Genomic DNA, 22,872 nt, shown 5'->3' with positions numbered 1-22,872 from the left:
AGCTACAAGCCGCGTACCGCACGGCCCCGTCTCTTGAAAAACGGGGCCGGCGGCGCGCAGCTAGTTGATTAGATGTCCAGCAGCAGGCGAGACGGATCTTCCAGCAGGTTCTTGATGGTCACCAGGAAGGTTACCGCTTCCTTGCCGTCGATCAGGCGGTGATCGTAGGACAGCGCCAGGTACATCATCGGACGGATCACGACCTGGCCATTGATGGCCATCGGGCGCTGGATGATGTTGTGCATGCCCAGGATGGCAGCCTGCGGCGGGTTGACGATCGGGGTCGACATCATCGAGCCGAAGGTACCACCGTTGGTGATGGTGAAGGTACCGCCGGTCATCTCTTCGATCGACAGCTTGCCGTCACGGGCCTTCTTGCCGAAGGTGGCGATGCCGTTCTCGATTTCGGCCAGCGACATCGACTCGGCGTTGCGCAGGACCGGAACCACCAGGCCGCGATCGCTGGAGACGGCGACGCCGACGTCAGCGAAACCGTGGTAGACGATGTCGTTGCCGTCGATCGAGGCGTTGACCGCCGGGAAGCGCTTCAGCGCCTCGGTGGCAGCCTTGACGAAGAACGACATGAAGCCCAGGCGCACGCCATTGTGGGTCTTCTCGAACAGGTCCTTGTACTTCGAACGCAGGGCCATGACTTCGGTCATGTCGACTTCGTTGAAGGTGGTCAGCATCGCCATGTTCGACTGGGCTTCGACCAGACGCTCGGCGATCTTGGCGCGCAGGCGGGTCATCGGCACGCGCTTCTCGGTGCGGTCGCCGGCGGCAACCACAACCGGGGCAGCGGCAGCAGCGGCAGGCTTGGCAGCCGGAGCGGCGGCAGGCGCGGACTTCTTGTTGGCAACAGCCGCAACCACGTCTTCCTTGGTGATGCGACCGCCTTTGCCGGTGCCGGCAACGGTAGCCAGGTCGATGCCGTTCTCTTCGGCCAGCTTGCGCGCGGCAGGCGCGGCAACCGGGTCGTCCTCGCCAGCGTCGGCGGCAGCAGCGGCAGCCGGAGCAGCAGCGGCCGGAGCGGCAGCTGGTGCAGCGGCAGCAGCGCCGCCTTCAACGATCGAACCCAGCACTTCGTCGGACAGGACGGTGTCGCCCTCGCCCTTGACGATGGCGCCCAGCACGCCATCGGCGGTGGCCAGGACTTCCAGGACGACTTTGTCGGTTTCGATGTCGACGATCAGCTCGTCACGCTTGACGGCGTCGCCCGGCTGCTTGTGCCAGGTGGCAACGGTGCCATCGGCAACCGATTCCGGGAAGGTTGGGGCTTTGATCTCGATAGCCATTATCTGTGTTTCCTTAAATTCGGTTTCAGGTGCGCGAAGGCGTTAGACAGTGAAGGCGTCTTGCAGCAGTTTTTCCTGCTGTTCGGCGTGCTTCGAAGCGTAACCACAGGCTGGCGCGGCGGAAGCGTCGCGGCCGGCGTATTCCAGGACCAGTGCCTTGTTGTGGCGGCCCAGGATACGGCGCATGTGGTGCTGGCTGCTGTACCAGGCGCCCTGGTTCATCGGTTCTTCCTGACACCACACCGCTGCCTTGAGGTTGGTGTAAGGCGCAAGGATCTCGACCAGGTCGTCCTCAGGGAACGGATACAGCTGCTCGATACGCACGATGGCGATGTCTTCGCGGCCTTCGGCACGGCGTTTTTCCAGCAAGTCGTAGTAGACCTTGCCGCTGCACAGGACGATGCGTTCGACCTTGGCCGGATCGAGGGTATCGATTTCCGGGATCACGGTCTGGAACGAGCCTTCGGCCAGGTCTTCCAGGGTCGAGATGGCCAGCTTGTGGCGCAGCAGCGACTTGGGCGTCAGCACGACCAGCGGCTTGCGCAGCGGACGGATGACCTGACGACGCAGCAGGTGGTAGATCTGTGCCGGGGTGGTTGGCACGCACACCTGGATGTTGTGCTCGGCGCACAGCTGCAGGTAACGCTCCAGACGCGCGGAGGAGTGCTCCGGGCCCTGCCCTTCATAGCCGTGTGGCAGCAGCATGGTCAGACCGCACAGGCGGCCCCACTTGTGCTCGCCGCTGGTGATGAACTGGTCGATCACCACTTGCGCGCCGTTGGCGAAGTCGCCGAACTGGGCTTCCCAGATCACCAGCGCGTTCGGCGTGGTGGTCGAGTAGCCGTATTCGAAGGCCAGTACCGCTTCTTCCGAAAGGAAGGAGTCGTACAGGTCGAAACGCGGCTGGCCCGGGAACAGGTTCTGCAGCGGCACGTAGGTGCTGGCGTCCTTCTGGTTGTGCAGCACCGCGTGACGGTGCGAGAAGGTGCCACGGCCGATGTCCTGGCCGGTCATGCGGATCGGGTGACCTTCGAACTGCAGGGTGGCGTAGGCCATGGTCTCCGCGTAACCCCAGTTGATCGGCAAGCCACCGGCCTGCATCTTCTGGCGGTCTTCGTAGATCTTCGACACCTGGCGCTGGACGACGAAGCCTTCCGGCAGCTCGAGCAGCTTGGCCGACAGTTCCTGCAGGGTCTTGAGGTCGAAGCGGGTGTCGTGACGCGCGGTCCAGGCATGGCCCAGGTAGGGGCGCCAGTCGACGAACAGCTCGCGGTTCGGCTCCTTGACCAGGCTCTTGACCACGTGCAGGCCGTTGTCCAGCGCGTTGCGGTAGTCGTCGATCTTGGCCTGGGCGCGCTCGGCATCGATGCGACCGGCCTGGATCAGGGCGTCGGCATACAGCTCACGGGTGGTGCGCTGTTTGCTGATCTGCTGGTACATCAGCGGCTGGGTACCGTTTGGCTCGTCGGCCTCGTTGTGGCCGCGGCGACGGTAGCAGACCAGGTCGATGACCACGTCACGCTTGAACTGCATGCGGTAGTCGATGGCCAGCTGGGTGACGAACAGCACCGCTTCCGGGTCATCGCCGTTCACGTGCAGGATCGGCGCCTGGATCATCTTGGCAACGTCGGTGGCGTACTCGGTGGAACGCGAGTCCAGCGGGTTGCTGATGGTGAAACCAACCTGGTTGTTGATCACGATGTGCACGGTGCCGCCGGTCTTGAAACCGCGGGTCTGCGACATCTGGAAGGTTTCCATGACCACGCCCTGGCCGGCGAACGCTGCGTCGCCGTGGATCGAGATCGGCAGGACCTTGTCGCCAACGGTGTCGTTGCGGCGATCCTGGCGGGCGCGAACCGAACCTTCCACCACTGGCGAGACGATTTCCAGGTGGGAAGGGTTGAACGCCATGGCCAGGTGAACTTCGCCACCGGCGGTCATCACGTTGGAGGAGAAGCCCTGGTGATACTTCACGTCACCGGAGCCCAGCTCGTTCATCTTCTTGCCTTCGAACTCGTCGAACAGCTCGCGCGGGTTCTTGCCGAAGGTGTTGACGAGCACGTTCAGGCGGCCGCGGTGGGCCATGCCGATCACGACTTCCTTGGTGCCGTACGAACCGGAGCGCTGGATCATTTCGTCCAGCATCGGGATCAGGCTTTCGCCGCCCTCGAGGCCGAAGCGCTTGGTGCCCGGGTACTTGGTGCCCAGGTACTTCTCCAGGCCCTCACCGGCCGTGACGCGCTCGAGCAGGTGGGCCTGCACGTCAGCGGAGAATTCCGGACGGCCACGCACGCTTTCCAGACGCTGCTGGAACCAGCTGCGCTGCTCGGAATCGACGATGTGGGTGAACTCGGCGCCAATGGTGCGACAATATGTCTTCTGCAGCGCTTCGGAAATTTCGCGTAGGCTCGCTTCCTCTTTGCCGATGAACAGGTCGCCGGCACGGAAGGTCGTATCAAGATCGGCATTGGTCAAGCCGTAGTGATTGATCGACAGGTCTACGGGCGCAGGACGCTGCCACAACCCCAACGGGTCGAGCTTGGCAGCCTGATGGCCGCGCATACGATAGGCCTGGATCAGTCGCAGCACTTCAACCTGCTTCTTCTCGTGTTCACTGCTCACGCTCCCGGCGGAAACCGGTTGGGCGCGGCGCTGGTTCTTTGCCAGCAGTACGAAATGGTCGCGGATCGTCGAGTGCGATACATCGGTAGCGGTGCTGCCGTCGGCGGGCAACTTCTGGAAGTAGGTGCGCCACTCTTCTGGCACAGCGTTAGGGTCGTGCAGGTAGAGCTCATAAAGCTCTTCCACATATGCAGCGTTACCACCTGAAAGGTGGGCGCTTTCCCACATGCGCTGCATCACGCTTTCTTGCATGCTTGGTCACCCTCGGTTAGGGGACTGATCGGCGAGAGCCACAGCAAACCTGGAAAAGTCCGAACACAGCGACTGAACCACGCCACTTGGATCCTGCTGATTTTCCGGGTACCAGCCCGGAAAGCCCCTGCTGGTCTCATATCTTCATAGGTAATGAGCGCGGGCTTTGTGGGCCCTTGCTCGGGTTTTACCTCAGTGCGGGCTCACCACCCGCACCTCGGCTTACTGCAGGTACAACGCTTTGAATCAGGTGCCGCTTTGCAGCAGCATGTTACGTACGTGGCCGATCGCCTTGGTCGGGTTCAGACCCTTCGGGCAAACGTTCACGCAGTTCATGATCCCGCGGCAGCGGAACACGCTGAACGGGTCATCCAGGGACGCCAGGCGCTCCTGAGTCTTGGTGTCGCGGCTGTCGGCCAGGAAACGGTAGGCCTGCAGCAGGGCGGCGGGGCCCAGGAACTTGTCCGGGTTCCACCAGAACGATGGGCAGGAGGTCGAGCAGCAAGCGCACAGGATGCACTCGTACAGACCGTCCAGCTTGTCGCGGTCTTCCGGCGACTGCAGACGCTCGATGGCCGGAGCCGGCGTGTCGTTCTGCAGGAATGGCTTCACCTTCTCGTACTGCTTGTAGAAGATGCTCATATCGACCACCAGGTCACGAATGACCGGCAGGCCTGGCAGCGGGCGCAGCACCAGCTTGTTGCCCTTGACCACGCCCGACAGCGGGGTGATGCAGGCCAGGCCGTTCTTGCCGTTCATGTTCATGCCATCGGAACCGCACACGCCTTCACGGCAGGAGCGACGGTACGAGAAGCCCTCGTCCTTTTCCTTGATCAGTGCCAGCACGTCCAGAACCATCAGGTCCTTGCCGCCGGTATCGACGTCGAACGACTCCATCTTGGGCGCCGAGTCGGTGTCGGGGTTGTAGCGATAAACTTCGACTTTCAACATAGCAGCCACCCTTAGTAAGTCCGGACTTTTGGTTCGAAGGCAGGAACTGTCTTCGGCGCAAAGTTGACGCCGCGCTTGGCAACGCGCTTCTCACCCGGGTAGTACAGGGTGTGGCACAGCCAGTTCTCGTCGTCACGGTCTTCGAAGTCTTCACGGGCGTGCGCGCCGCGGGACTCTTTACGGGCTTCGGCCGCGATGGCGGTAGCTTCGGCGACTTCCAGCAGGTTCTGCAGCTCCAGCGCTTCGATACGCGCGGTGTTGAAGGCCTGGGACTTGTCGTTGATCTTGACGTTGGCGATGCGGTCACGCAGGCCAGCCAGTTGCTCGATACCCTTCTGCATGTATTCACCGGTACGGAATACACCGAAGTAGTTCTGCATGCAGCTCTGCAGTTCGCGCTTCAGGCTTGCCACGTCTTCGCCGCTGGTACGCTCGTTGAGCTTGTTCAGGCGGTTCAGGGCAACATCGACGTCGGTGTCGCTGGCATCGCGGTACTCGACGCCTTCGGTCAGCGCCTTTTCCAGGTGCAGGCCGGCGGCACGGCCGAACACCACCAGGTCGAGCAGCGAGTTGCCGCCCAGGCGGTTGGCGCCGTGGACCGATACGCAAGCCACTTCACCCACGGCGAACAGACCCGGGATGATGTGGTCCTTGCCTTCGGCGTCCATGGTGATGGCCTGGCCATGAATGTTGGTGGCAACGCCGCCCATCATGTAGTGGCAGGTCGGCACGACCGGTACCGGGGCGACCACTGGGTCGACGTGGGCGAAGGTCTTGGACAGTTCGCAGATACCTGGCAGGCGGCTGTGCAGCACTTCCTCGCCCAGGTGATCCAGCTTCAGCAGCACGTGGTCCTTGTTCGGGCCCACGCCGTTGCCGGCGATGATCTCTTTGACCATGGAACGGGCGACCACGTCGCGGCCGGCCAGGTCTTTCGCGTTCGGCGCGTAACGCTCCATGAAGCGCTCGCCGTGGGCGTTGATCAGGTAGCCACCCTCACCGCGGCAACCTTCGGTGACCAGTACACCGGCGCCGGCGATGCCGGTCGGGTGGAACTGCCACATCTCGATGTCCTGCACCGGCACGCCAGCACGCAGGGCCATGCCGATACCGTCGCCGGTATTGATCAGGGCGTTGGTGGTGGAGGCGTAGATACGGCCGGCACCGCCAGTCGCCAGCACGGTGGCCTTGGACTTGATGTACATGGTTTCGCCGGTTTCGATGCAGATCGCGATCACACCGACGAACGCGCCGTCCTGGTTCTTCACCAGGTCAACGGCGTAGTACTCGTTGAGGAAGGTGGTGCCTGCCTTCAGGTTGCCCTGGTACAGGGTGTGCAGCAGCGCGTGACCGGTACGGTCGGAGGCTGCGCAGGTACGGGCAGCCTGGCCGCCCTTGCCGAAGTCCTTGGACTGGCCACCGAACGGACGCTGGTAGATACGGCCGGTTTCGGTACGCGAGAACGGCAGGCCCATGTGGTCCAGTTCGAAGACCGCGGCCGGGCCTTCCTGACACATGTATTCGATAGCGTCCTGGTCACCGATGTAGTCGGAACCCTTGACGGTATCGTACATGTGCCAGCGCCAGTCGTCGTTCGGGTCGGCCGAAGCGATGGCGCAGGTGATGCCGCCCTGGGCGGAAACGGTATGCGAACGGGTCGGGAACACCTTGGTGACTACGGCGGTCTTGTGGCCGCCTTGAGCCAGTTGCAGTGCTGCGCGCATGCCCGCGCCGCCGCCACCGATGATGATGGCGTCGAAGGAAATGGTTGGAATGTTAGCCATGAATCAGATACCCCAGAGAATCTGCACACCCCAGACGAAGTAAGCGAACATCGCAACGCCGCATACCGCCTGGAACAGGAAACGAATCGCAGTCGCCGACTTGCCGAACGCCATCGGCGTCAGGTAGTCGGTGGCAATAGTCCACATGCCGACCCAGGCGTGGGCGCCCAGGGCAACGAGGGCCAGCAGACTGAAGATGCGCATCGCATTGTTGGTGAACAGAGCGTGCCACTGGGCGTAGTCGATGCCCGGGTGGGCGGCGAGGTAGCCGATCAGGAAAATGAAGTAAGCCGCGAGAACGACCGCCGAGACGCGCTGCGCCATCCAGTCGTAGAGGCCCGAACGCGACAGGTTCGTGACGTTAGTTACCATACCCAAACTCCTGCCAGAACGATCAGCACCACGGAGATGACGATCACGATTTTCGAGCCCAGCTTGCCGCCTTCCAGCGTCTCACCGACACCCATGTCCATGATCAGGTGGCGCACACCTGCCACGAGGTGGTACAGCAGGCCGGACAGCAGGCCCCAGGTCACCAGTTTGGCCAGCGGACTGGTCAGACACGCCTTCACCTCGGCAAAGCCTTCCTCCGAACCCAGCGACTTGCCCAGTGCGTACAGCATGATGGCAAGGCCGAGGAAGAGGATGACGCCGGAAATACGGTGAAGAATGGACGTGTACGCGGTGATCGGGAGTTTGATGGTCCTTAGGTCTAGGTTTACAGGTCGTTGGCTTTTCACGGCTTTTTTCACACTGAAGAGCCCCTAGCTAACAGGGCAAAGTTGTTGGTAAGTGTACTGGTCAGGTACCCACCACCCAGGAGAGCGACGACACCCAGCAGGGCGGGCTTGAAAGCCCCTGGGAGTCGGCTGCCGAGTATAGACAGTTAGGCTGCTTATGACAACGTGAGGGGCTAGCCCAAATAGCGCATTGCCTTTAAGGGACAAAAGGCGTAAACGGGCGAGAATTTCGTGAAAAATCAGGCCTCAGAGGGCGTTTCAACCAGCCTTTAGGCAAATTGACATTCGAATTTATCCCTCTATAGTGGTGCGGGCCCTGCGTGGGGGGTCTGTCTGATGATTTCAAGCATTAATAGGAGGCCACATGGCTGACAAAAAAGCGCAGTTGATCATCGAGGGCGCTGCCCCCGTCGAGCTGCCCATTTTAACCGGCACCGTTGGTCCCGATGTTATCGACGTCCGCGGGTTGGGGGCATCAGGCCACTTCACCTTCGACCCTGGTTTCATGGCGACCGCCTCGTGCGAGTCGAAGATCACCTACATCGATGGCGACAAGGGCGTGCTGCTGCACCGCGGCTACCCGATCGAACAGCTCGCCGAACAGTCGGACTACCTTGAGACCTGCTACCTGCTGCTCAACGGCGAACTGCCGAATGCCGAGCAGAAGGCCCAGTTCGTCAGCACCGTGAAGAACCACACCATGGTTCACGAGCAGCTGAAGTCGTTCTTCAACGGCTTCCGCCGCGACGCCCACCCGATGGCGGTGATGTGCGGCGTGGTCGGCGCCCTGTCGGCGTTCTATCACGACTCGCTGGACATCAATAACCCGCAGCACCGCGAAATCTCCGCGGTACGCCTGGTCGCGAAAATGCCGACCCTGGCCGCGATGGTCTACAAGTACTCCATGGGCCAACCCATGATGTACCCGCGCAACGACCTGTCGTACGCGGAAAACTTCCTGCACATGATGTTCAACACCCCGTGCGAGATCAAACCGATCAGCCCGGTGCTGGCCAAGGCAATGGACCGGATCTTCATCCTCCACGCCGACCACGAGCAGAACGCCTCCACCTCCACCGTGCGCCTGGCGGGCTCCTCGGGCGCCAACCCGTTCGCCTGTATCGCCGCCGGCATCGCCGCACTGTGGGGCCCGGCCCACGGCGGTGCGAACGAAGCCGTACTGACCATGCTCGATGAAATCGGCGATGTCTCGAACATCGACAAGTTCATCGCCAAGGCCAAGGACAAGAACGATCCGTTCAAGCTCATGGGCTTCGGCCATCGCGTGTACAAGAACCGCGACCCGCGCGCCACCGTGATGAAGAAGACCTGCGACGAAGTGCTCAGCGAGCTGGGCATCAAGAACGACCCGCAGCTGGAACTGGCCATGCGCCTGGAAGAGATCGCCCTGACCGATCCGTACTTCGTCGAGCGCTCGCTGTACCCGAACGTCGACTTCTACTCGGGCATCATCCTCAAGGCCATCGGTATTCCGACCAGCATGTTCACCGTGATCTTCGCCCTGGCGCGGACCGTCGGCTGGATCTCGCACTGGAAGGAAATGCTCTCCAGCCCGTACAAGATCGGCCGCCCGCGCCAGCTGTACACCGGCTACGAGCAGCGTGACATCGTCGAGCTGAAAGACCGCAAGTAAGCCTTTTCGGCCGAACGCAAAAAGGCTGCCCTCGGGCAGCCTTTCTTGTTTCTGCGTTACCGGCGCCGATCACTGTTTCTCGGCACGCTCCTTCAACCCCTTCAGGGTATTGAACGGTGCATCCACCACGAACTTGTTGGCCAGCCAGGACGGCACGCTGCCACCTGGCTCGGTGTGCACCTGGTAGGTCACCTCGGTGCTGTCACCCTTGGGCACCAGCTTCCAGTAGCCCTCTACCTGGGCGACGCGCACGAAGCCCTTTTCCTCCGGCAGATACTTCGGCTGCTCCTCAAGCTTGCGGGTGAGGCTGCCATCAGCCTCCTGGACAGTGGTCACATGCAGGACGGAATCGCGTGGCGTCACCGGCCATGGCGTATTGAACTGGGTGTAGGTCCAGCTCTGGTCGCCCTCGCTCTTGAGCAGTTTCTGCGACTTGCACTCGTGGATCCAGGCGCAGGCCCCGGCCACGTCCTCCTGCAACGCCTTGACCTTGGCCAGCGGTGCCTTGATCACGGTCACGCCACGGTAGGCCTTGTACTTGGAACCGGCCACTTCGCTGAGGGATACCTTGATCCCCTCCTCGTCCTTGGCCACCTGCCAGTTCTCGGCCCAGGCCGTCGGTGCCAGCACGACACCCATGCCACACAGCAGTGCAATACGTTTGATCGATCTCATCATCTTGTTCCTTGTTGTCGAGGATCCAACCTGTCACGCCGCCGTCATCTGCTCCAGCCACCCGATGATGCGGATGGCCTCGTCACGATCGTTGCCACAGATGTCCGCTTCCGCCTTGAAGCCGCCACACACCTGCGGTCGCTCGGGCTTGCCGAACAGCGCGCAAAGGTTTTCGACATTGAGGTGCAGGCAGCGTTCGCCGGCCGGCTTGCCCTGCGGCATGCCGGGGATAGGCGAACTGATGGACGGGGCGATGCAGCAGGCACCGCAGCCCTCGCGGCATTTCATGACAACAGGACTCCCAGGAGCAAAACGGGACGAACGTCCCTGGATACTAACCGCTCAAACAAATGTTTGAAATTGCCGAGCGAATGAAAAAAACCGTGACCCGGCAGTCAGTTGCGGAATTCGAAATCGATCGCCGCGCCGTCGACATCACGCCGGCTGTCGTTGCGCAACTGCAGCTGCATTTCGTTGCTGATCAGCCGGCCGTTGAGCTGGAACGGGCTGCTGTCGGACTCCGGCTTGGTAGGGAACATCGACGGCAGCAGCGGCTTGCGCACCACCGGCCCGTCACCCAGGTCCGGCTCGAGATGCCTGACCATCTCACTCGGCAGGCTCAGGTCGATCTTCGGCTTGGGCAGCGGTTTCGCGACAGCCTTGCTGACAGGCTTGGCCTTCACCTTGGGCTTGGCCTTTGGTTTGGCCTTGGGCTTGGCTGCCGGCTTGGCTGCAGCCTTGGCCGCCGACTTGTGCACTCCCTGCGCCTTGGCTGCAGGCTCGGCGGCCTGCACCGCTCCGGCCGGCAGCCAGGGCAACGCGCAACATAGGGCAATGACAAGAGGACGAAACAGGTTCATGGGTACCGGGAGCGTAAGCTGCAAAACGCGTATGCTCCCTGTTCCCCGCTCATCTGACAAGCCTACAGAAGTGAACCTGTCGGCTCGCGGCACAATTGTTGGGCCAGCAGCCCCAGGGTCATCACCGCGCGCTCCGCCTCGCGGTTCCAGGGAATGCCGCAATTAAGCCGGATGCAGTGGTTGAACTGCTCCGTATTACTGAAGATCAGCCCCGGCGCGATACTGATCCCCTGCTCCAACGCCCGCACATGCAGCTCCTGGGTATTGACCCGCCCCGGCAGGCTGACCCAGAGGATGAAGCCGCCAGTGGGCCGGGTCATCTGCGTGCCTTCCGGGAAATGCTGCTGCACTGCCAGCTGGTAGGCACTGAGGTTCTTGCGATATTCCTGGCGAATGTAGCGCAGGTGGCGATCGTAGCCGCCGTTCTCCAGGTAGGCGGCCACCGCCATCTGCGTGACACTGCAGGCCGAGTGCGTGGTGAACGTCTGCAGGCGCTGGATCTCGTCCTGGTAGCGCCCGGCGATCATCCAGCCAACCCGCACCCCTGGCGACAGAGTCTTGGAGAAACTCGAGCAGTAAATCACCCGGTCGAGGCGATCGAACGCCTTGAGCGCCTTGGTGCGCCCCTGCTCGAACATCAGTTCGCCGTAGATATCATCCTCGACGATCTGTATGTCGAAGTCGGAGGCCAGGCGCAGCAACTGCTTCTGCCGCTCCTCGGGGATGGTGCCGCCCAGGGGATTGCTCAAGCGCGCCGTCAACACCAACGCCTTGATCGACCACTGGTTGGCGGCCAGTTGCAGGGCCTCCAGGCTGATACCGGTAGATGGGTCGCTGGGAATCTCGATGACCTTGAGCCCCAGCAGGTCGGCCAACTGCAGCAGGCCATAGTAAGTGGGCGACTCGGCCGCGATCAGGTCGCCCGGCCGGGTCAGCACCCGCAGCGCCATCTGCAGGGCGTCGACACAGCCGTGGGTGACCACCACCTCACGCGGATCGACCAGCACGCCGGCATCACGCATGCGAATGGCGATCTGCCGGCGCAGCGGTTCGAAACCTGGGCTGAACATGTAGCTGAAGGCACGCGGGCTATGGAAGCGCGTCACCTTGGCCAACTGCTGGTGCAGGGCACGCACGGGCAGGTAGTCGACATGCGGCACCGCAGCGCCGAACGGGAAAACCCCATCGCGCCGCGCCTCGACCAGCACTTGCTGGATGATGCTTGCCCGGGTGACCAGGCCCGGGCGTTCGACCCGCGCGATATCCGGGGTCTGCGCCGTCAACGCCGGGGTCTGGTGGACGTAGTAACCGGACTGCGGCCGGGCACGTATCAGGCCCTGGTCCTCGAGATTGGCGTAAGCCTGCAGCACGGTGGCGTGGCTGACATTGAGCTGCGCGCTCATCTTGCGCACCGACGGCACCCGCTCCCCCGGCTGGTAGACACCCCGGCGGATGTCATCGGCCAGTTGCTGGGCAATGCGCTGGTACAGCAGCAGGTTGGTCATGGCGTGTTCTCGAAGCGCTGACGGGTCATTGTTCTTGTGTGGCTCACTGCGGGGCCAGAATACCGTAACAGTTACGAAGTGTACTGGGACAGATCGGAGAATAGCCAACAATACAGTTACGTGACAGAGAAGTGATAGCCGACCACGTCGGCGCGCCGACGAACGCTCAAATTACCTTTGATACTGTGCCGTTGCCGTTGCCGTTGCCGTTGCCGTTGCCGTTGCCGTTGCCGTTGCCGTTGCCGTTGCCGTTGCCGATCAAGAGTCTAGCGCCCTACCCAGCTAGCGACAGCTGCGTCAGCCCAGGCGCCGCCCGTAACTTCGCGACTTCAGGAGGCCGAACGCAGGTCTTGCGGAGGGAGGTGACGGGCATGGATGCCCGTCAAGCGCTGCGCCCCAGGATGGGGCGTTCAGCGCGGTCCTCCCGGGAGCAAGGCCGGAGTGAGGGGACCCGGAGCGAAGCGGAGGGCCGGATGAATGGAGCGCATGTACGGATCACCCACATGGGTTACACAAAAGTTCACTCACATAGGTGACAACACCTTGAGTGTTACATAACCATCAGTGGCATCCCGCACATCGACCCTGCCAAGGATGATGGGGCCGAAAATAACATCCCAGATGCCATCCCCAACCTGCTCCAGTCCAATGGTCTGGTGCTTGAGCACATAACCTACGTAGATCCTCAAGCCCCGGCGATTGATGATGCCGGAGCTATCAGCCGGCAAGCTCTCGATATGACTGGGATAGGTCATTTCGGGGAGCTTTTCAGGGAATGGGCGTGGAGATGGCTGGTAGCAAGACGCCGGTGTTTTCTGCTTCAGCGCTTCATGCAAGCGCTCATGATTGTAGTGCTGCCGAAAGCGATCAAAGTGCCGTTGTTGAGCCTCCCAGGCCACTGCCGGCGGCGATGGGAGCGTGCTTTTGAGCGTTCGATGCATGCGCTCGTGGCGGCCATTTTGTTCAGGCCGACCAGGCGCAATACGCTCGGGAATGATGCCTAGACGCAGCCACCAGATCGACAGCTGAGAAAGTCCCGCACGCCCCTTACTGGCAAACGGCACACCGTTATCGGTACGAATCCGCTCAGGCAAGCCATTCTCTCGGAACACTTGGGTGAAAACGGCCTGGGTTTCCAGCAGGTTGGTATTGGGCATGCTGTGACAGGCGAGCAGGAAACGACTGGCGTGATCCATGATCGTCAGCGGATAGCACCAGACGCCTGCACCTGTCAGGAATTGACCTTTGTAGTCCGCACTGAACAGCTGGTTAGGCGACTCGGCCTTCTCCAGGGGCTTGGGATAGACCGCTACACGCTGACGTAAGCGGCGTGGTTTGACCAATTCGGCTTTCTTGAGGATGTTGTAGATCGCTGTCTTCGAGGGCGGCGCCTGATCAGGGAAACGCTCCTGCAGCGCAGCCTGGATCTTTTTCGGCCCCGGTTCCGTTTCGCCTCGACTGCGCAATTCGATGATGGCTTCGCGAACTGCGGCGGGTACGACCCAATCCTGGTTCAACCGGCGGCGGCTGCGTTCTTCCAGCCCCGAAGGCCCCTCTTTCTCATATCGCTCGACCCATTTGTAGCCGGTCTTTCGGCTGATCTCGTAGGCCTGGCACAGGGCGCTGAAGCTGGGCGGCCCCTGCAGGTAATCCGCGATGAAAAGCATTTTAAGGTCCATAGGTTTCAGCTCTCGCCAAGGCATGGTCAGATCCTCGAAAACCGACCCTGCCAGTTAAAGACTGTTACCTATGTGCGTGAACTGATTTGTAACCCATGTGGGTGAGTCATACCCGCAGCGTTTTTTGGTTACTTTTTGTCGCGTTTGACAAAAAGTGACTCGCCGGTGAACTGACCCCCGAAAGTTGGACAGGTAGCGCTATGCGGCCAGCGCTTGGGTTCGGAATTCTACCGGACTCAAGCCATTCAGTCTGAGACTGATGCGTTCTTGGTTGTAGTAGGCGATGTAATCCTCTAGCCCTGATGCCAGTTGCTCAACACTTTCAAACGATTCCAGGTAAAAAAACTCGCTCTTGAGCGTGCCGAAAAAGCTTTCCATGGCGGCGTTGTCCAGGCAATTGCCCTTACGTGACATGCTCTGCTCGATATTCTTCCCAGCCAGCATATGCCGGTAAGTTGGCTGTTGATATTGCCAGCCTTGATCGGAATGCAGTATCGGTTTGTCACCTGGATTCAGCCGCTCGAAGGCTTGCTCCAGCATTGTCGAAACCATCTTGAACTCAGGACGCCGGTTGATCTGATAAGCAAGGATCTCGCCGTTGTACAGGTCCATCACAGGCGAGAGAAACAGCTTCTGCCCCTTTACCTTGAACTCTGTCACGTCGGTTGCCCATTTCTGATTGGGGGCTTCTGCCTTGAATTTGCGTTTGAGTAGATCAGATGCAACAACCCCCTCGGAGCCTCGGTACGAGCGATATTTCTTAACTTTGACCAGAGATTTGAGGTCCATCAACTGCATCAGTCGCTGCACCTTCTTGTGGTTGACCACCTCGCCATTGTGCCCGAGGACCGCAGTGATACGACGATAGCCGTACCGCCCCTTATGTCCGTGATAGAGGCTGTTGATGCGCTCTTTGAGAGCAGCATGCTTGTCAGCCACCAGCACTTTGCTTTGGTAATAAAAGGTACTGCGTGCCAGCCCTGCAGCACGTAGCAGCAGAGCAAGTCGATGCCCGCGCCTCAATCCTTGGATAGCCTGCGTTTTCTTGCCTGCGCAGTTCGAGGGTCCGCTTGGATCAAGGCATCGAGCTTTTTTAGATAAGCATTCTCCGCGCGCAGGTATTCCAGCTCTTCGAGCATTTGCTTTGGTGTCAGCTCGCTGTCCGCTGGGGTGGGCGGGCTTGTGCTGGACTGTTTTGATGGCTTGCGGGGCATGCTGAACTCTCGGGTACGGCGCGGGTGAAGGGCTTCTACTCCGCCTTTATCGTACAACCTTTTCCATTGCCTGATGCTACTCGGGCCGCGGATATCAAACTGCACGCAAGCTTGCTGGGCGGACAGTCCGTCTTGCTCAATGCACTGCAAAACCTTCAATTTGAACTGCGCGTCGTAGTGGCTGTACTTGGCAATCAAACCGGCTGCACCGTGTTGCTCGTAGCCCTTTACCCAGCGGCGTAACAGCGATGGACTCAGGTCATGCTTGAGCGCCACCTCATGAACACTGCGGGCAGAAAGGCACTCTTCGATGAGTGCCTGCTTGAGTGCCAGGTTGTATTTCGTCATGGAACACCCTCCGGTTGGGGATAAGGTGTCCAACTTTCGGGGGTCAGTTCACGTAAGGGCGAAAAGGTGACTATGCGTCAGTATAGCCAATGAATGCGCTTACAACTGTAAAAACCCACACCAACCGCATTTGACTTTGACTTTGACTTTGACTTTGACTTTGACTTTGACTTTGACTTACACAGTGTGTGTTTTGAAAGTTATATGCGCATTCAGTTGCGATGGTGACGCATAATCACCTTTCCGCCCTTACGGCGGGTCCCTTTTTGAAGGATCAAAAAGGAACCAAAAAATCCTCGCTCCATTCATCCGGCCCCTACGCTTCGCTCCGGGGTCCCCTCACTCCGGCCTTGCTCCCGGGAGGACCGCGCTGAACGCCCCATCCTGGGGCGCAGCGCTTGACGGGCATCCATGCCCGTCACCTCCCTCCGCAAGACCTCCGTTCGGCCTTCTGAAGTCGCAATTTGTGTCGCCTGAACTATCGCGCACTTAGAAGCAAAAACAGAGCAAGAGCAAGAGCAAAACTTGAAGATTAAGCAATTGAAAAGATGACAATGCACCGACGCGACGTAATATAAACTAAATTCGCATACAACTTCAAAACCAACACCAAGTAATATCCACCAATCAACAAGAACATCAAACCCAAGTCAAGACAACAACTCCCCCTCAACCCGATCCCTCCCCCCCTGCTTGGCCACATATACCCCAGCATCCGCCCGCAACAACAATGCATCCGCCCCCTCCCCAGCCCGCCACCCCGCCACCCCGAAACTCGCCGTGACCCGCCCAACGCCCTCCACCGGCACACTGCGCACCCCCTGCCACAACTCCTGCGCCAACATCCGCGCCTGCTCGGCATTGCTCCCGGGGCACAGCACCATGAACTCCTCCCCGCCCAAGCGACAGAACACATCGGTGCGCCGCAGCCGATGCGCGATCCGCTGGCAAAGATTGCGCAACACATGATCCCCAACCGCGTGCCCGAACTGATCGTTGATACGCTTGAAATGGTCGATATCCAGCATGATCACCGCCAGGTCCAAACCTTCGCGCTGCGCCCGATCCAGTTCGTTGCGCAGCCGCTCCTGGAAATAGCGTCGGTTGTAGATGCCGGTCAGGGCGTCGGTCACCGACAATGCGCGTAACTCTTCCTCGACCCGCTTGAGATCCGAGATGTCCGTCAGGTAGCCATGCCACAGCGTGCTGCCGTGCTCGCCGATCTCCGGCGTAGCCTCCCCACGCACCCAGCGCAGCCCCGCTTGCGGCAGGCACACCCGATACTCCTCGCGCCACGGCGCAAGGTGCTCGGCGGAATACCGCACCGAACGTCGTACCCGCTCCAGGTCGTCAGGGTGAATACGCTCGAACACCGCCGTGGCATCCTCGCGCAGTACCGCCAGGTCCACCTCGTAGATGTCGTGCAGCCCTTGGCTGGCGTAGGGAAAACAGGAGTGGCCATCGGCATCCAGGCGGTACTGGTAGATCCCGCCAGGCACCTCGGCGCTGAGTTTCTCCAGCAGCCGGTCGCGGGCCGCCAAGGCCTCGTGGACCCGGCGCCGTTCGGTGACATCGATGCAGATCGCCAGGTAACCCACCCACAAGCCCTGCTCGTCCAGCACCGCCGTCACCAGCATGTTGGCCAGCAGATGACTGCCGTCCTTGCGCACCAGCGTCCAGTCCGCCGGCTGCGCGCCACCCTCCTGCACCGTTTCGGCGAACATCGCCTGGCCGGCGCCGACCTCGCGGCCAAAGCGCACGCTCAAGGCATGGGCACGCTGATGCAGCTCTTCGGGCAAAACCAGGTCCTCCAGCCGCAGCTGGCCCAGCGCTTCCCCGGCCGAATAACCCAGCATGCGTTCGGCGCCGGCATTGAACGTGCCGATCACCCCGCGCAGGCTGGTGGCGATGATCGCGACCTGGGTCGCGGCATCGAGCACGCTGCGCAGCTGGTTGTGGGTCTCGCGCAACGACTGCTCGCTGACCCGCAACTCGGCGGTACGCCGGGCCACCAGGCCCAGGGCACGCTGACGCTGGCTGAACAGGCTGTAGAGCAGCAGCGCCAGCAGTACGCTCAGCAGGCCACCCAGCAATGCCACGACAGGCACCGCAGACGACCGGTTGGCCAACAGAAAGCCCTGACTGGGGCGAATATCGAGCTGGTAGTGATGGTCGGCCAGGTGCAGCAGGTGACTGCTGGCAAGGCCCATGCGCGCAGGCGGCATGCCCGAGTCGAACAGCACCTCGTGGCCGCCCTCGGTGGACAGGTCGAGGATGCGCACCACCAGGTTGTCGTCGGCCACGGTCGGCAGGCTCTCGGCAATCAACTGGTGCAGGCTCAGCAAGGCCATCACATAACCTCGGGGCAACTCGCTCGCCGGCGCATCATCGGCGAACACCGGGGCGACCATCAGCAAGCCGCGGGTGTAGGCCGGCTCGACATTGATCATGTCCAGCGGCGCGGACACCGCCATGCTGCCAGGGCCCGAGGCCCGCGCCAGGGTCGCGGCGCGCAGCGCCTGCCCGCCCAGGTCGAAGCCATAGGGTTGGGCCTGTCGGCTCGCCGCTTGGGTGTACAGCACCGGATAGTAGTGATCGCGCATCGCTGCCGCCTGCCAGCGCCCCTGGGCATCCAGGTCGCGGATCTGGTAAGGCTGCCCCAGCAAGGCGCTGGCGTGCTGTTCGAACGCCGCGCGCTGCCCGGACGCTACCCGCGGCGCCCAGGAATAGGCCTGGGTGCGATGCAGCAATGGACGGGCATAGCCATCGAACTCGTAGGGTGTGATTTCACTGGAGTAGGCGAAGAAGCGGCGCAGGCCGTCCAGGCGCTGCTCCTGCTCCTCGAAACGTTCGGCGATGCGGCTGTAGCGCTCACTGGCCAGCAGCTCGAAGCGCTGGCGCAGTTGCTGCTTGAAGAAGGTCTGCGTGGCAATGGCCAGCGCGGCCGTGAGCAGCGCTCCGGCGACCAGCGCCGCCAGGGCCACGCCCCAGGCCGACAGCTCGTCACCGAACAGGCCAAGCGGCTTCGCAGGTACGCCTGGGTTCGACATAGAGGACTCTCAGCAACGTCAGCGTCCTGCGTATTGTCCCGCCCTGTCCTGCTTTATAGCCGCTGGCCAGTGGCCACGCCATGTACCTCGTCGGCTCAGCGCAAACGCAGCTGCCAGGCGCGATGGATGCGGTTGTTGCGAGCGAAGTCAGGGTCCAGGGTCTGGGCGCTGATTTCCTCCACCGCATACCGCGTCGCCAGGTGCTCGTCGAGCTGGAACTTGCGGAAGTTGTTGGAGAAGTACAGCACACCACCCGGCGCCAGGCGCGCCATGGCCAGGTCGAGCAACTGCACATGGTCGCGCTGCACGTCGAACACCCCTTCCATGCGCTTGGAGTTGGAGAAGGTCGGCGGGTCGATGAAGATCAGGTCGTAGCTGTCCTGGGCGTTCTCAAGCCAAGCCATGACGTCGCCCTGCTCCAGGCGGTTGCGCTCGGAGAAACCGTTGAGCGACAGGTTGCGCCGTGCCCAGTCCAGATAGGTCTTCGACAGGTCGACGCTGGTGGTGCTGCGCGCGCCGCCCTTGGCTGCGTGCACGCTGGCCGTGGCGGTGTAGCAGAACAGGTTGAGGAAGCGCTTGCCCGCCGCCTCGCGCTGGATACGCAGGCGCATCGGGCGATGGTCGAGGAACAGGCCGGTGTCGAGGTAATCGGTGAGGTTGACCAGCAGCTTGACGCCACCTTCGCTGACTTCCTGGAAGCGTCCTTCGGTGGCCTGGCGTTCGTACTGGCGAGTGCCGGTCTGGCGTTCCCGGCGCTTGAGCACCACCCGCTGCGGATCGACGCCCAGGGCTTGGGGAATCGCGCTCAACGCGTCGAGCAGGCGCGCCTGGGCCTTGTCCGGATCGATCGAACGGGGCGCGGCGTATTCCTGCACGTGTACCCAGTCGTGATACAGGTCGACAGCCAAGGCGTACTCGGGCATGTCGGCATCGTACACGCGGTAGCAATCGACCTTCTCGCGACGGGCCCACTTGCCCAGCTGCTTGAAGTTCTTCTGCAGGCGATTGGCGAACATCTGCGCGCCTTCCGACAGGCGCGCCGGCTCGCTGGCCACCGGCGCCTGGCGGCGCGGCTCGTTCTCCCCCGCCTCGGGCTGGGCCTGGCGACGATCGCCGGTGACGAACTGGTCCGGCTGGACCTTGAACAGCAGCAGCTTGCACGGCAATGCGCCGTTCCAGAAAGCGTACTGCTTGTGGCTGCGTATGCCCATGCGCTTGCCCAGCTCCGGCGCACCGGTGAACACCGCCGCGTCCCAGCCCATGCACGCCTGGCGCAGGCGCTCGCCGAGGTTCTGGTAGAGGTACAGCAGGCTGGCTTCATCACCCAGGCGCTCGCCATAGGGCGGGTTGCTGATCACCAGGCCCTTCTGGTTCTGGTCCGGACGCGGTTCGAAGCTCGCCACCTCGCCCTGGTAGATCTTCACCCAGTCGCCCAGGCCTGCGCGCTCGACGTTGTTGCGCCCCGGCTGGATCAGCCGCGGGTCGGCCTCGTAGCCACGAATCCACAGCGGTGGCTTGGCCAGGCCCACCTGGGCACGGGCCTGGGCCTCGTCGTGCAGCTTGCGCCACAGCGCCGGTACGTGCCCGAGCCAGGCCGTGAAGCCCCAGCGCTCGCGCTTGAGGTTGGGGGCGATGTCGGCGGCGATCATCGCCGCCTCGACCAGGAAGGTGCCCACACCGCACATCGGGTCGGCCAGGGCGCCGCCCTCGGCTGCAATGCGTGGCCAGCCCGAGCGGATCAGCACCGCCGCTGCCAGGTTTTCCTTCAATGGCGCCGCGCCCTGCTGCAGGCGATAGCCGCGCTGGTGCAGGCTGTGGCCGGACAGGTCGAGGGACAGGATGGCCTCGCCACGGTCCAGGCGCAGGTGTACGCGCACATCCGGGTCGACCTTCTCCACCGACGGGCGCAGGCCTTCGCGGTTGCGCAGCTTGTCGACGATGGCGTCCTTCACTTTCAGGGCGCCGAAGTGGGTGTTGTCGATACCCGAACCATGGCCGCTGAACTCCACCGCCAGCGTACCGTCGGCCGCCAGGTGATCGGCCCAATCCAGGGCATTCACACCGTCATAGAGGTCATCGGCGTTCTTCATGGAAAAACGCTTGAGCACCAACAGCACCCGGTTGGCCAGGCGCGACCACAGGCACAGGCGATAGGCGGTTTCCATATCGGCGTCGCCGCGAATGGCCGAGGTGTGTTCACGCACCTCGCTCAGGCCCAATTGGCGGGCCTCCTCGGCGAGCAGGCCTTCAAGACCCTTGGGGCAGGTGAGATAAAGTTCGAAACGGTCCGACATGTGCAATCCAGAGCCTTTGGCTAGGTAGATGGCAAGCCGACGCATCGGCTGCCGCTGTTTGCCCGGGCACCTTTCCAGCAGGCGCCCGGGTGGCCTTGCGAAGCGTTCGCAAGACCTGGCCGCCCGGCAGACCAACGCCTCGCGCAGAGGCGAAAAAGGCTTTGATCGTCGGGCAGTGTGAAAATTTCGTGGACCCAGGGTTCAGATGTGACCCTTCGTCGCATTACCAATTATTACTGTCATCAGCGAGCAACGCTGGCCAATTGACGTCAACGTTGACTAAACCCTGATCATAGCGGGCTCAACGGCAAACAAGGTTGAGTCGCATTTATTTACTTATCCCCTCACCCTTGGAAAGGTTACGTCCTTATGACAAATCGATCATTCACACTGTGACTCGCATTCGTTAGAACTGATCTCAGGCCGCACCGCAACGGGGCGGCACTTTCAGCCCGCGACGCCGGCAGCGGGCGCAAACCGGCAGAACGATTCTGCCCGGCCTCGGAGAGGCCGACGGGACATTACAGTCAACAAGTGAGGGCAACACCCTATGAGAAGACTTAAGCGTGATCCGTTGGAAAGAGCATATTCACGTGGCTACCAGTATGGAGTCACCGGCAAATCCCGCGAACTTTGCCCCTTCAATCTACCCTCTGTACGCCAAGCCTGGATCAACGGCTGGCGCGAAGGTCGCGGCGATAACTGGGATGGCATGACCGGCACCGCTGGCATTCATAGACTCAACGAAAATCACGCCGTTGGCTGAACGAGGACACTGAATTCGAGTCACCATGCGCGCCCTATCCGGGCGGCGGGCTGCGGCCCAGGGGGTCCCTTGAGGGACCCCTTTTTTATGCTTCGAATCTTTCAACCATCGCTGCCGGTGCGGGCCTTTACTCAGTCATTGGCGCGGCATCGCCGCAATCGCATCCACTGCTTCACGAATCAACGCCGGGCCTTTATAGATGAAGCCCGAATAGATCTGCACGAGGCTAGCCCCAGCGGCGATCTTCTCAGCCGCGTGACGCCCCTCGGTAATGCCGCCAGCGGCGATGATCGGCAGCTTGCCGCCCAACTCGCCCGCCAGCACCTTCACCGTGTGCGTGCTCTTTTGCAGTACCGGCGCGCCCGACAGGCCGCCCGCCTCGCCACCGAACGGCAGACCTTCGACACCTTCACGGCCCAGGGTGGTATTGGTGGCGATCACCGCATCCATGCCCGACTCGCGCAGCGCCGCGGCCACCAGCGCGGTCTCTTCGTCGCTCATGTCCGGTGCAATCTTGATCGCCAATGGCACGCGCTTGCCGTTGGCCGTGGCCAGTTGTTCGCGGCGCTCGGCCAGGGCATCGAGCAGTTGCTTGAGCGAGTCGCCGAACTGCAGCGAACGCAGGCCCGGGGTATTCGGCGAGCTGACGTTGACGGTGATGTAGCTGGCGTCGTTGTAGACCTTTTCCAGACAGATCAGGTAGTCGTCCTGGGCCCGTTCGACCGGGGTGTCGAAGTTCTTGCCGATGTTGATACCCAGTACCCCGGTGTACTTCGAGGCGCGCACACGTGCCAGCAAGTGGTCGACACCCAGGTTGTTGAAGCCCATGCGGTTGATGATGGCCGTGGCTTCAGGCAGGCGGAACAGCCGTGGCTTGGGGTTGCCCGGCTGCGGGCGTGGCGTCACGGTGCCGATCTCGACGAAGCCGAAGCCCAGCTGGGCGAAACCGTCGATGGCCGCGCCGTTCTTGTCCAGGCCTGCGGCCAGGCCGACCGGGTTGGCGAAGTTCAAGCCCATCACCGTCACCGGCAACGCCGCTGGCTGCTTGCACAGCAGACCATTGAGCCCGAGGCGGCCACCGGCGCCGATCAGGTCCAGCGAGAGGTCGTGGGAGGTTTCCGGGGAGAGCTTGAACAGCAGCTGGCGGGCCAGGTTATACATGGGCGGGCGGACTCGCGGTGTG

Annotated in this window: 17 protein-coding genes; 2 read left to right on the top strand and 15 right to left on the bottom strand. The window is 61.9% G+C overall.

Annotation, left to right across the window (positions count from 1 at the left end; all coding sequences use genetic code 11):
* Window positions 1-68: 68 nt before the first annotated feature.
* The 6 genes from odhB to sdhC form a co-directional block, all read right to left on the bottom strand.
* Window positions 69-1,295: a 2-oxoglutarate dehydrogenase complex dihydrolipoyllysine-residue succinyltransferase gene (gene odhB, locus AAHK21_RS22090; RefSeq protein WP_046854766.1), complete on the bottom strand. Its 1,227-nt coding sequence runs from the start codon at window positions 1,293-1,295 to the stop codon at window positions 69-71.
* A 42-nt stretch (window positions 1,296-1,337) separates the two neighbouring features.
* Window positions 1,338-4,169, bottom strand: coding sequence for a 2-oxoglutarate dehydrogenase E1 component (locus AAHK21_RS22085; RefSeq protein WP_046854765.1), 2,832 nt, complete (start codon window positions 4,167-4,169; stop codon window positions 1,338-1,340).
* 246 nt (window positions 4,170-4,415) lie between these two features.
* A complete protein-coding gene (locus AAHK21_RS22080) occupies window positions 4,416-5,120 on the bottom strand; it encodes a succinate dehydrogenase iron-sulfur subunit (protein WP_012315348.1) in 705 nt (234 codons plus the stop codon).
* Window positions 5,121-5,131: 11 nt separating this feature from the next.
* The gene (gene sdhA, locus AAHK21_RS22075) at window positions 5,132-6,904 is read right to left on the bottom strand and encodes a succinate dehydrogenase flavoprotein subunit (RefSeq protein WP_023628895.1); all 1,773 of its coding nucleotides are present in this window, start codon (window positions 6,902-6,904) and stop codon (window positions 5,132-5,134) included.
* Between the two features lie 3 nt (window positions 6,905-6,907).
* On the bottom strand, window positions 6,908-7,276 hold the full coding sequence (sdhD, locus tag AAHK21_RS22070; protein ID WP_023628896.1) for a succinate dehydrogenase, hydrophobic membrane anchor protein: 369 nt from the start codon (window positions 7,274-7,276) through the stop codon (window positions 6,908-6,910).
* Complete coding sequence (gene sdhC, locus AAHK21_RS22065; RefSeq protein WP_023628897.1) at window positions 7,270-7,656, bottom strand: succinate dehydrogenase, cytochrome b556 subunit; 387 nt, start codon at window positions 7,654-7,656, stop codon at window positions 7,270-7,272. The genes sdhD and sdhC overlap by 7 nt, the downstream gene beginning before the upstream one ends.
* A gap of 352 nt (window positions 7,657-8,008) precedes the next feature.
* Between sdhC and gltA the strand changes: the two genes are divergently transcribed.
* Entirely contained in the window at window positions 8,009-9,298 is a 1,290-nt protein-coding gene (gene gltA / locus AAHK21_RS22060; protein ID WP_046854764.1) for a citrate synthase, read from the top strand.
* Window positions 9,299-9,367: 69 nt separating this feature from the next.
* Here the strand turns inward: gltA and AAHK21_RS22055 are convergent, their stop codons facing one another.
* From AAHK21_RS22055 to rlmKL, 8 genes are all read right to left on the bottom strand, one after another.
* Window positions 9,368-9,973, bottom strand: coding sequence for an START domain-containing protein (locus AAHK21_RS22055; protein WP_110704459.1), 606 nt, complete (start codon window positions 9,971-9,973; stop codon window positions 9,368-9,370).
* Window positions 9,974-10,006: 33 nt separating this feature from the next.
* Window positions 10,007-10,261, bottom strand: a complete 255-nt coding sequence (locus tag AAHK21_RS22050; protein ID WP_023628900.1) for a YkgJ family cysteine cluster protein — start codon at window positions 10,259-10,261, stop codon at window positions 10,007-10,009.
* Window positions 10,262-10,368: 107 nt separating this feature from the next.
* The gene (locus tag AAHK21_RS22045; protein ID WP_367858321.1) at window positions 10,369-10,833 is read right to left on the bottom strand and encodes a hypothetical protein; all 465 of its coding nucleotides are present in this window, start codon (window positions 10,831-10,833) and stop codon (window positions 10,369-10,371) included.
* A 62-nt stretch (window positions 10,834-10,895) separates the two neighbouring features.
* Complete coding sequence (locus AAHK21_RS22040) at window positions 10,896-12,338, bottom strand: PLP-dependent aminotransferase family protein (RefSeq protein ID WP_038706507.1); 1,443 nt, start codon at window positions 12,336-12,338, stop codon at window positions 10,896-10,898.
* Between the two features lie 524 nt (window positions 12,339-12,862).
* Entirely contained in the window at window positions 12,863-14,041 is a 1,179-nt protein-coding gene (locus AAHK21_RS22035) for an integrase core domain-containing protein (protein ID WP_367856464.1), read from the bottom strand.
* A gap of 174 nt (window positions 14,042-14,215) precedes the next feature.
* A protein-coding gene (locus tag AAHK21_RS22030) for an IS3 family transposase (protein ID WP_367856463.1) occupies window positions 14,216-15,579 on the bottom strand; the annotation gives its coding sequence in 2 pieces (ribosomal slippage) (window positions 14,216-15,114 and window positions 15,114-15,579; 1,365 coding nt in all).
* 650 nt (window positions 15,580-16,229) lie between these two features.
* Entirely contained in the window at window positions 16,230-18,629 is a 2,400-nt protein-coding gene (locus AAHK21_RS22025; protein WP_367858320.1) for a diguanylate cyclase, read from the bottom strand.
* 95 nt (window positions 18,630-18,724) lie between these two features.
* On the bottom strand, window positions 18,725-20,923 hold the full coding sequence (rlmKL, locus tag AAHK21_RS22020; protein WP_367858319.1) for a bifunctional 23S rRNA (guanine(2069)-N(7))-methyltransferase RlmK/23S rRNA (guanine(2445)-N(2))-methyltransferase RlmL: 2,199 nt from the start codon (window positions 20,921-20,923) through the stop codon (window positions 18,725-18,727).
* Window positions 20,924-21,473: 550 nt separating this feature from the next.
* Between rlmKL and AAHK21_RS22015 the strand changes: the two genes are divergently transcribed.
* Complete coding sequence (locus AAHK21_RS22015; RefSeq protein WP_003248687.1) at window positions 21,474-21,689, top strand: ribosome modulation factor; 216 nt, start codon at window positions 21,474-21,476, stop codon at window positions 21,687-21,689.
* A 135-nt stretch (window positions 21,690-21,824) separates the two neighbouring features.
* On the opposite strand, the gene AAHK21_RS22010 is transcribed toward AAHK21_RS22015, so the two are convergent.
* Window positions 21,825-22,850, bottom strand: coding sequence for a quinone-dependent dihydroorotate dehydrogenase (locus tag AAHK21_RS22010; RefSeq protein ID WP_367858318.1), 1,026 nt, complete (start codon window positions 22,848-22,850; stop codon window positions 21,825-21,827).
* Window positions 22,851-22,872 lie beyond the last annotated feature (22 nt).

It is taken from the genome of Pseudomonas sp. TE50-2 (assembly GCF_040813665.1).
In the GTDB taxonomy this organism is placed as follows: Bacteria; Pseudomonadota; Gammaproteobacteria; order Pseudomonadales; family Pseudomonadaceae; genus Aquipseudomonas; species Aquipseudomonas soli.
Note: the sequence above shows the minus strand (reverse complement) of the source record. Positions and strands in the feature narration are given on the sequence as shown.

Excerpts from the sequence above, each read along its gene's own strand:
- gltA (WP_046854764.1), top strand. The coding sequence starts at position 8,009 with ATGGCTGACAAAAAAGCGCAGTTGATCATCGAGGGCGCTGCCCCCGTC.
- sdhD (WP_023628896.1), bottom strand. The coding sequence starts at position 7,276 with ATGGTAACTAACGTCACGAACCTGTCGCGTTCGGGCCTCTACGACTGG.
- AAHK21_RS22045 (WP_367858321.1), bottom strand. The coding sequence starts at position 10,833 with ATGAACCTGTTTCGTCCTCTTGTCATTGCCCTATGTTGCGCGTTGCCC.
- AAHK21_RS22085 (WP_046854765.1), bottom strand. The coding sequence starts at position 4,169 with ATGCAAGAAAGCGTGATGCAGCGCATGTGGGAAAGCGCCCACCTTTCA.
- AAHK21_RS22035 (WP_367856464.1), bottom strand. The coding sequence starts at position 14,041 with ATGCCTTGGCGAGAGCTGAAACCTATGGACCTTAAAATGCTTTTCATC.
- odhB (WP_046854766.1), bottom strand. The coding sequence starts at position 1,295 with ATGGCTATCGAGATCAAAGCCCCAACCTTCCCGGAATCGGTTGCCGAT.
- AAHK21_RS22010 (WP_367858318.1), bottom strand. The coding sequence starts at position 22,850 with ATGTATAACCTGGCCCGCCAGCTGCTGTTCAAGCTCTCCCCGGAAACC.
- AAHK21_RS22015 (WP_003248687.1), top strand. The coding sequence starts at position 21,474 with ATGAGAAGACTTAAGCGTGATCCGTTGGAAAGAGCATATTCACGTGGC.
- rlmKL (WP_367858319.1), bottom strand. The coding sequence starts at position 20,923 with ATGTCGGACCGTTTCGAACTTTATCTCACCTGCCCCAAGGGTCTTGAA.
- AAHK21_RS22080 (WP_012315348.1), bottom strand. The coding sequence starts at position 5,120 with ATGTTGAAAGTCGAAGTTTATCGCTACAACCCCGACACCGACTCGGCG.
- AAHK21_RS22025 (WP_367858320.1), bottom strand. The coding sequence starts at position 18,629 with ATGTCGAACCCAGGCGTACCTGCGAAGCCGCTTGGCCTGTTCGGTGAC.
- AAHK21_RS22055 (WP_110704459.1), bottom strand. The coding sequence starts at position 9,973 with ATGAGATCGATCAAACGTATTGCACTGCTGTGTGGCATGGGTGTCGTG.
- sdhA (WP_023628895.1), bottom strand. The coding sequence starts at position 6,904 with ATGGCTAACATTCCAACCATTTCCTTCGACGCCATCATCATCGGTGGC.
- AAHK21_RS22040 (WP_038706507.1), bottom strand. The coding sequence starts at position 12,338 with ATGACCAACCTGCTGCTGTACCAGCGCATTGCCCAGCAACTGGCCGAT.
- AAHK21_RS22050 (WP_023628900.1), bottom strand. The coding sequence starts at position 10,261 with ATGAAATGCCGCGAGGGCTGCGGTGCCTGCTGCATCGCCCCGTCCATC.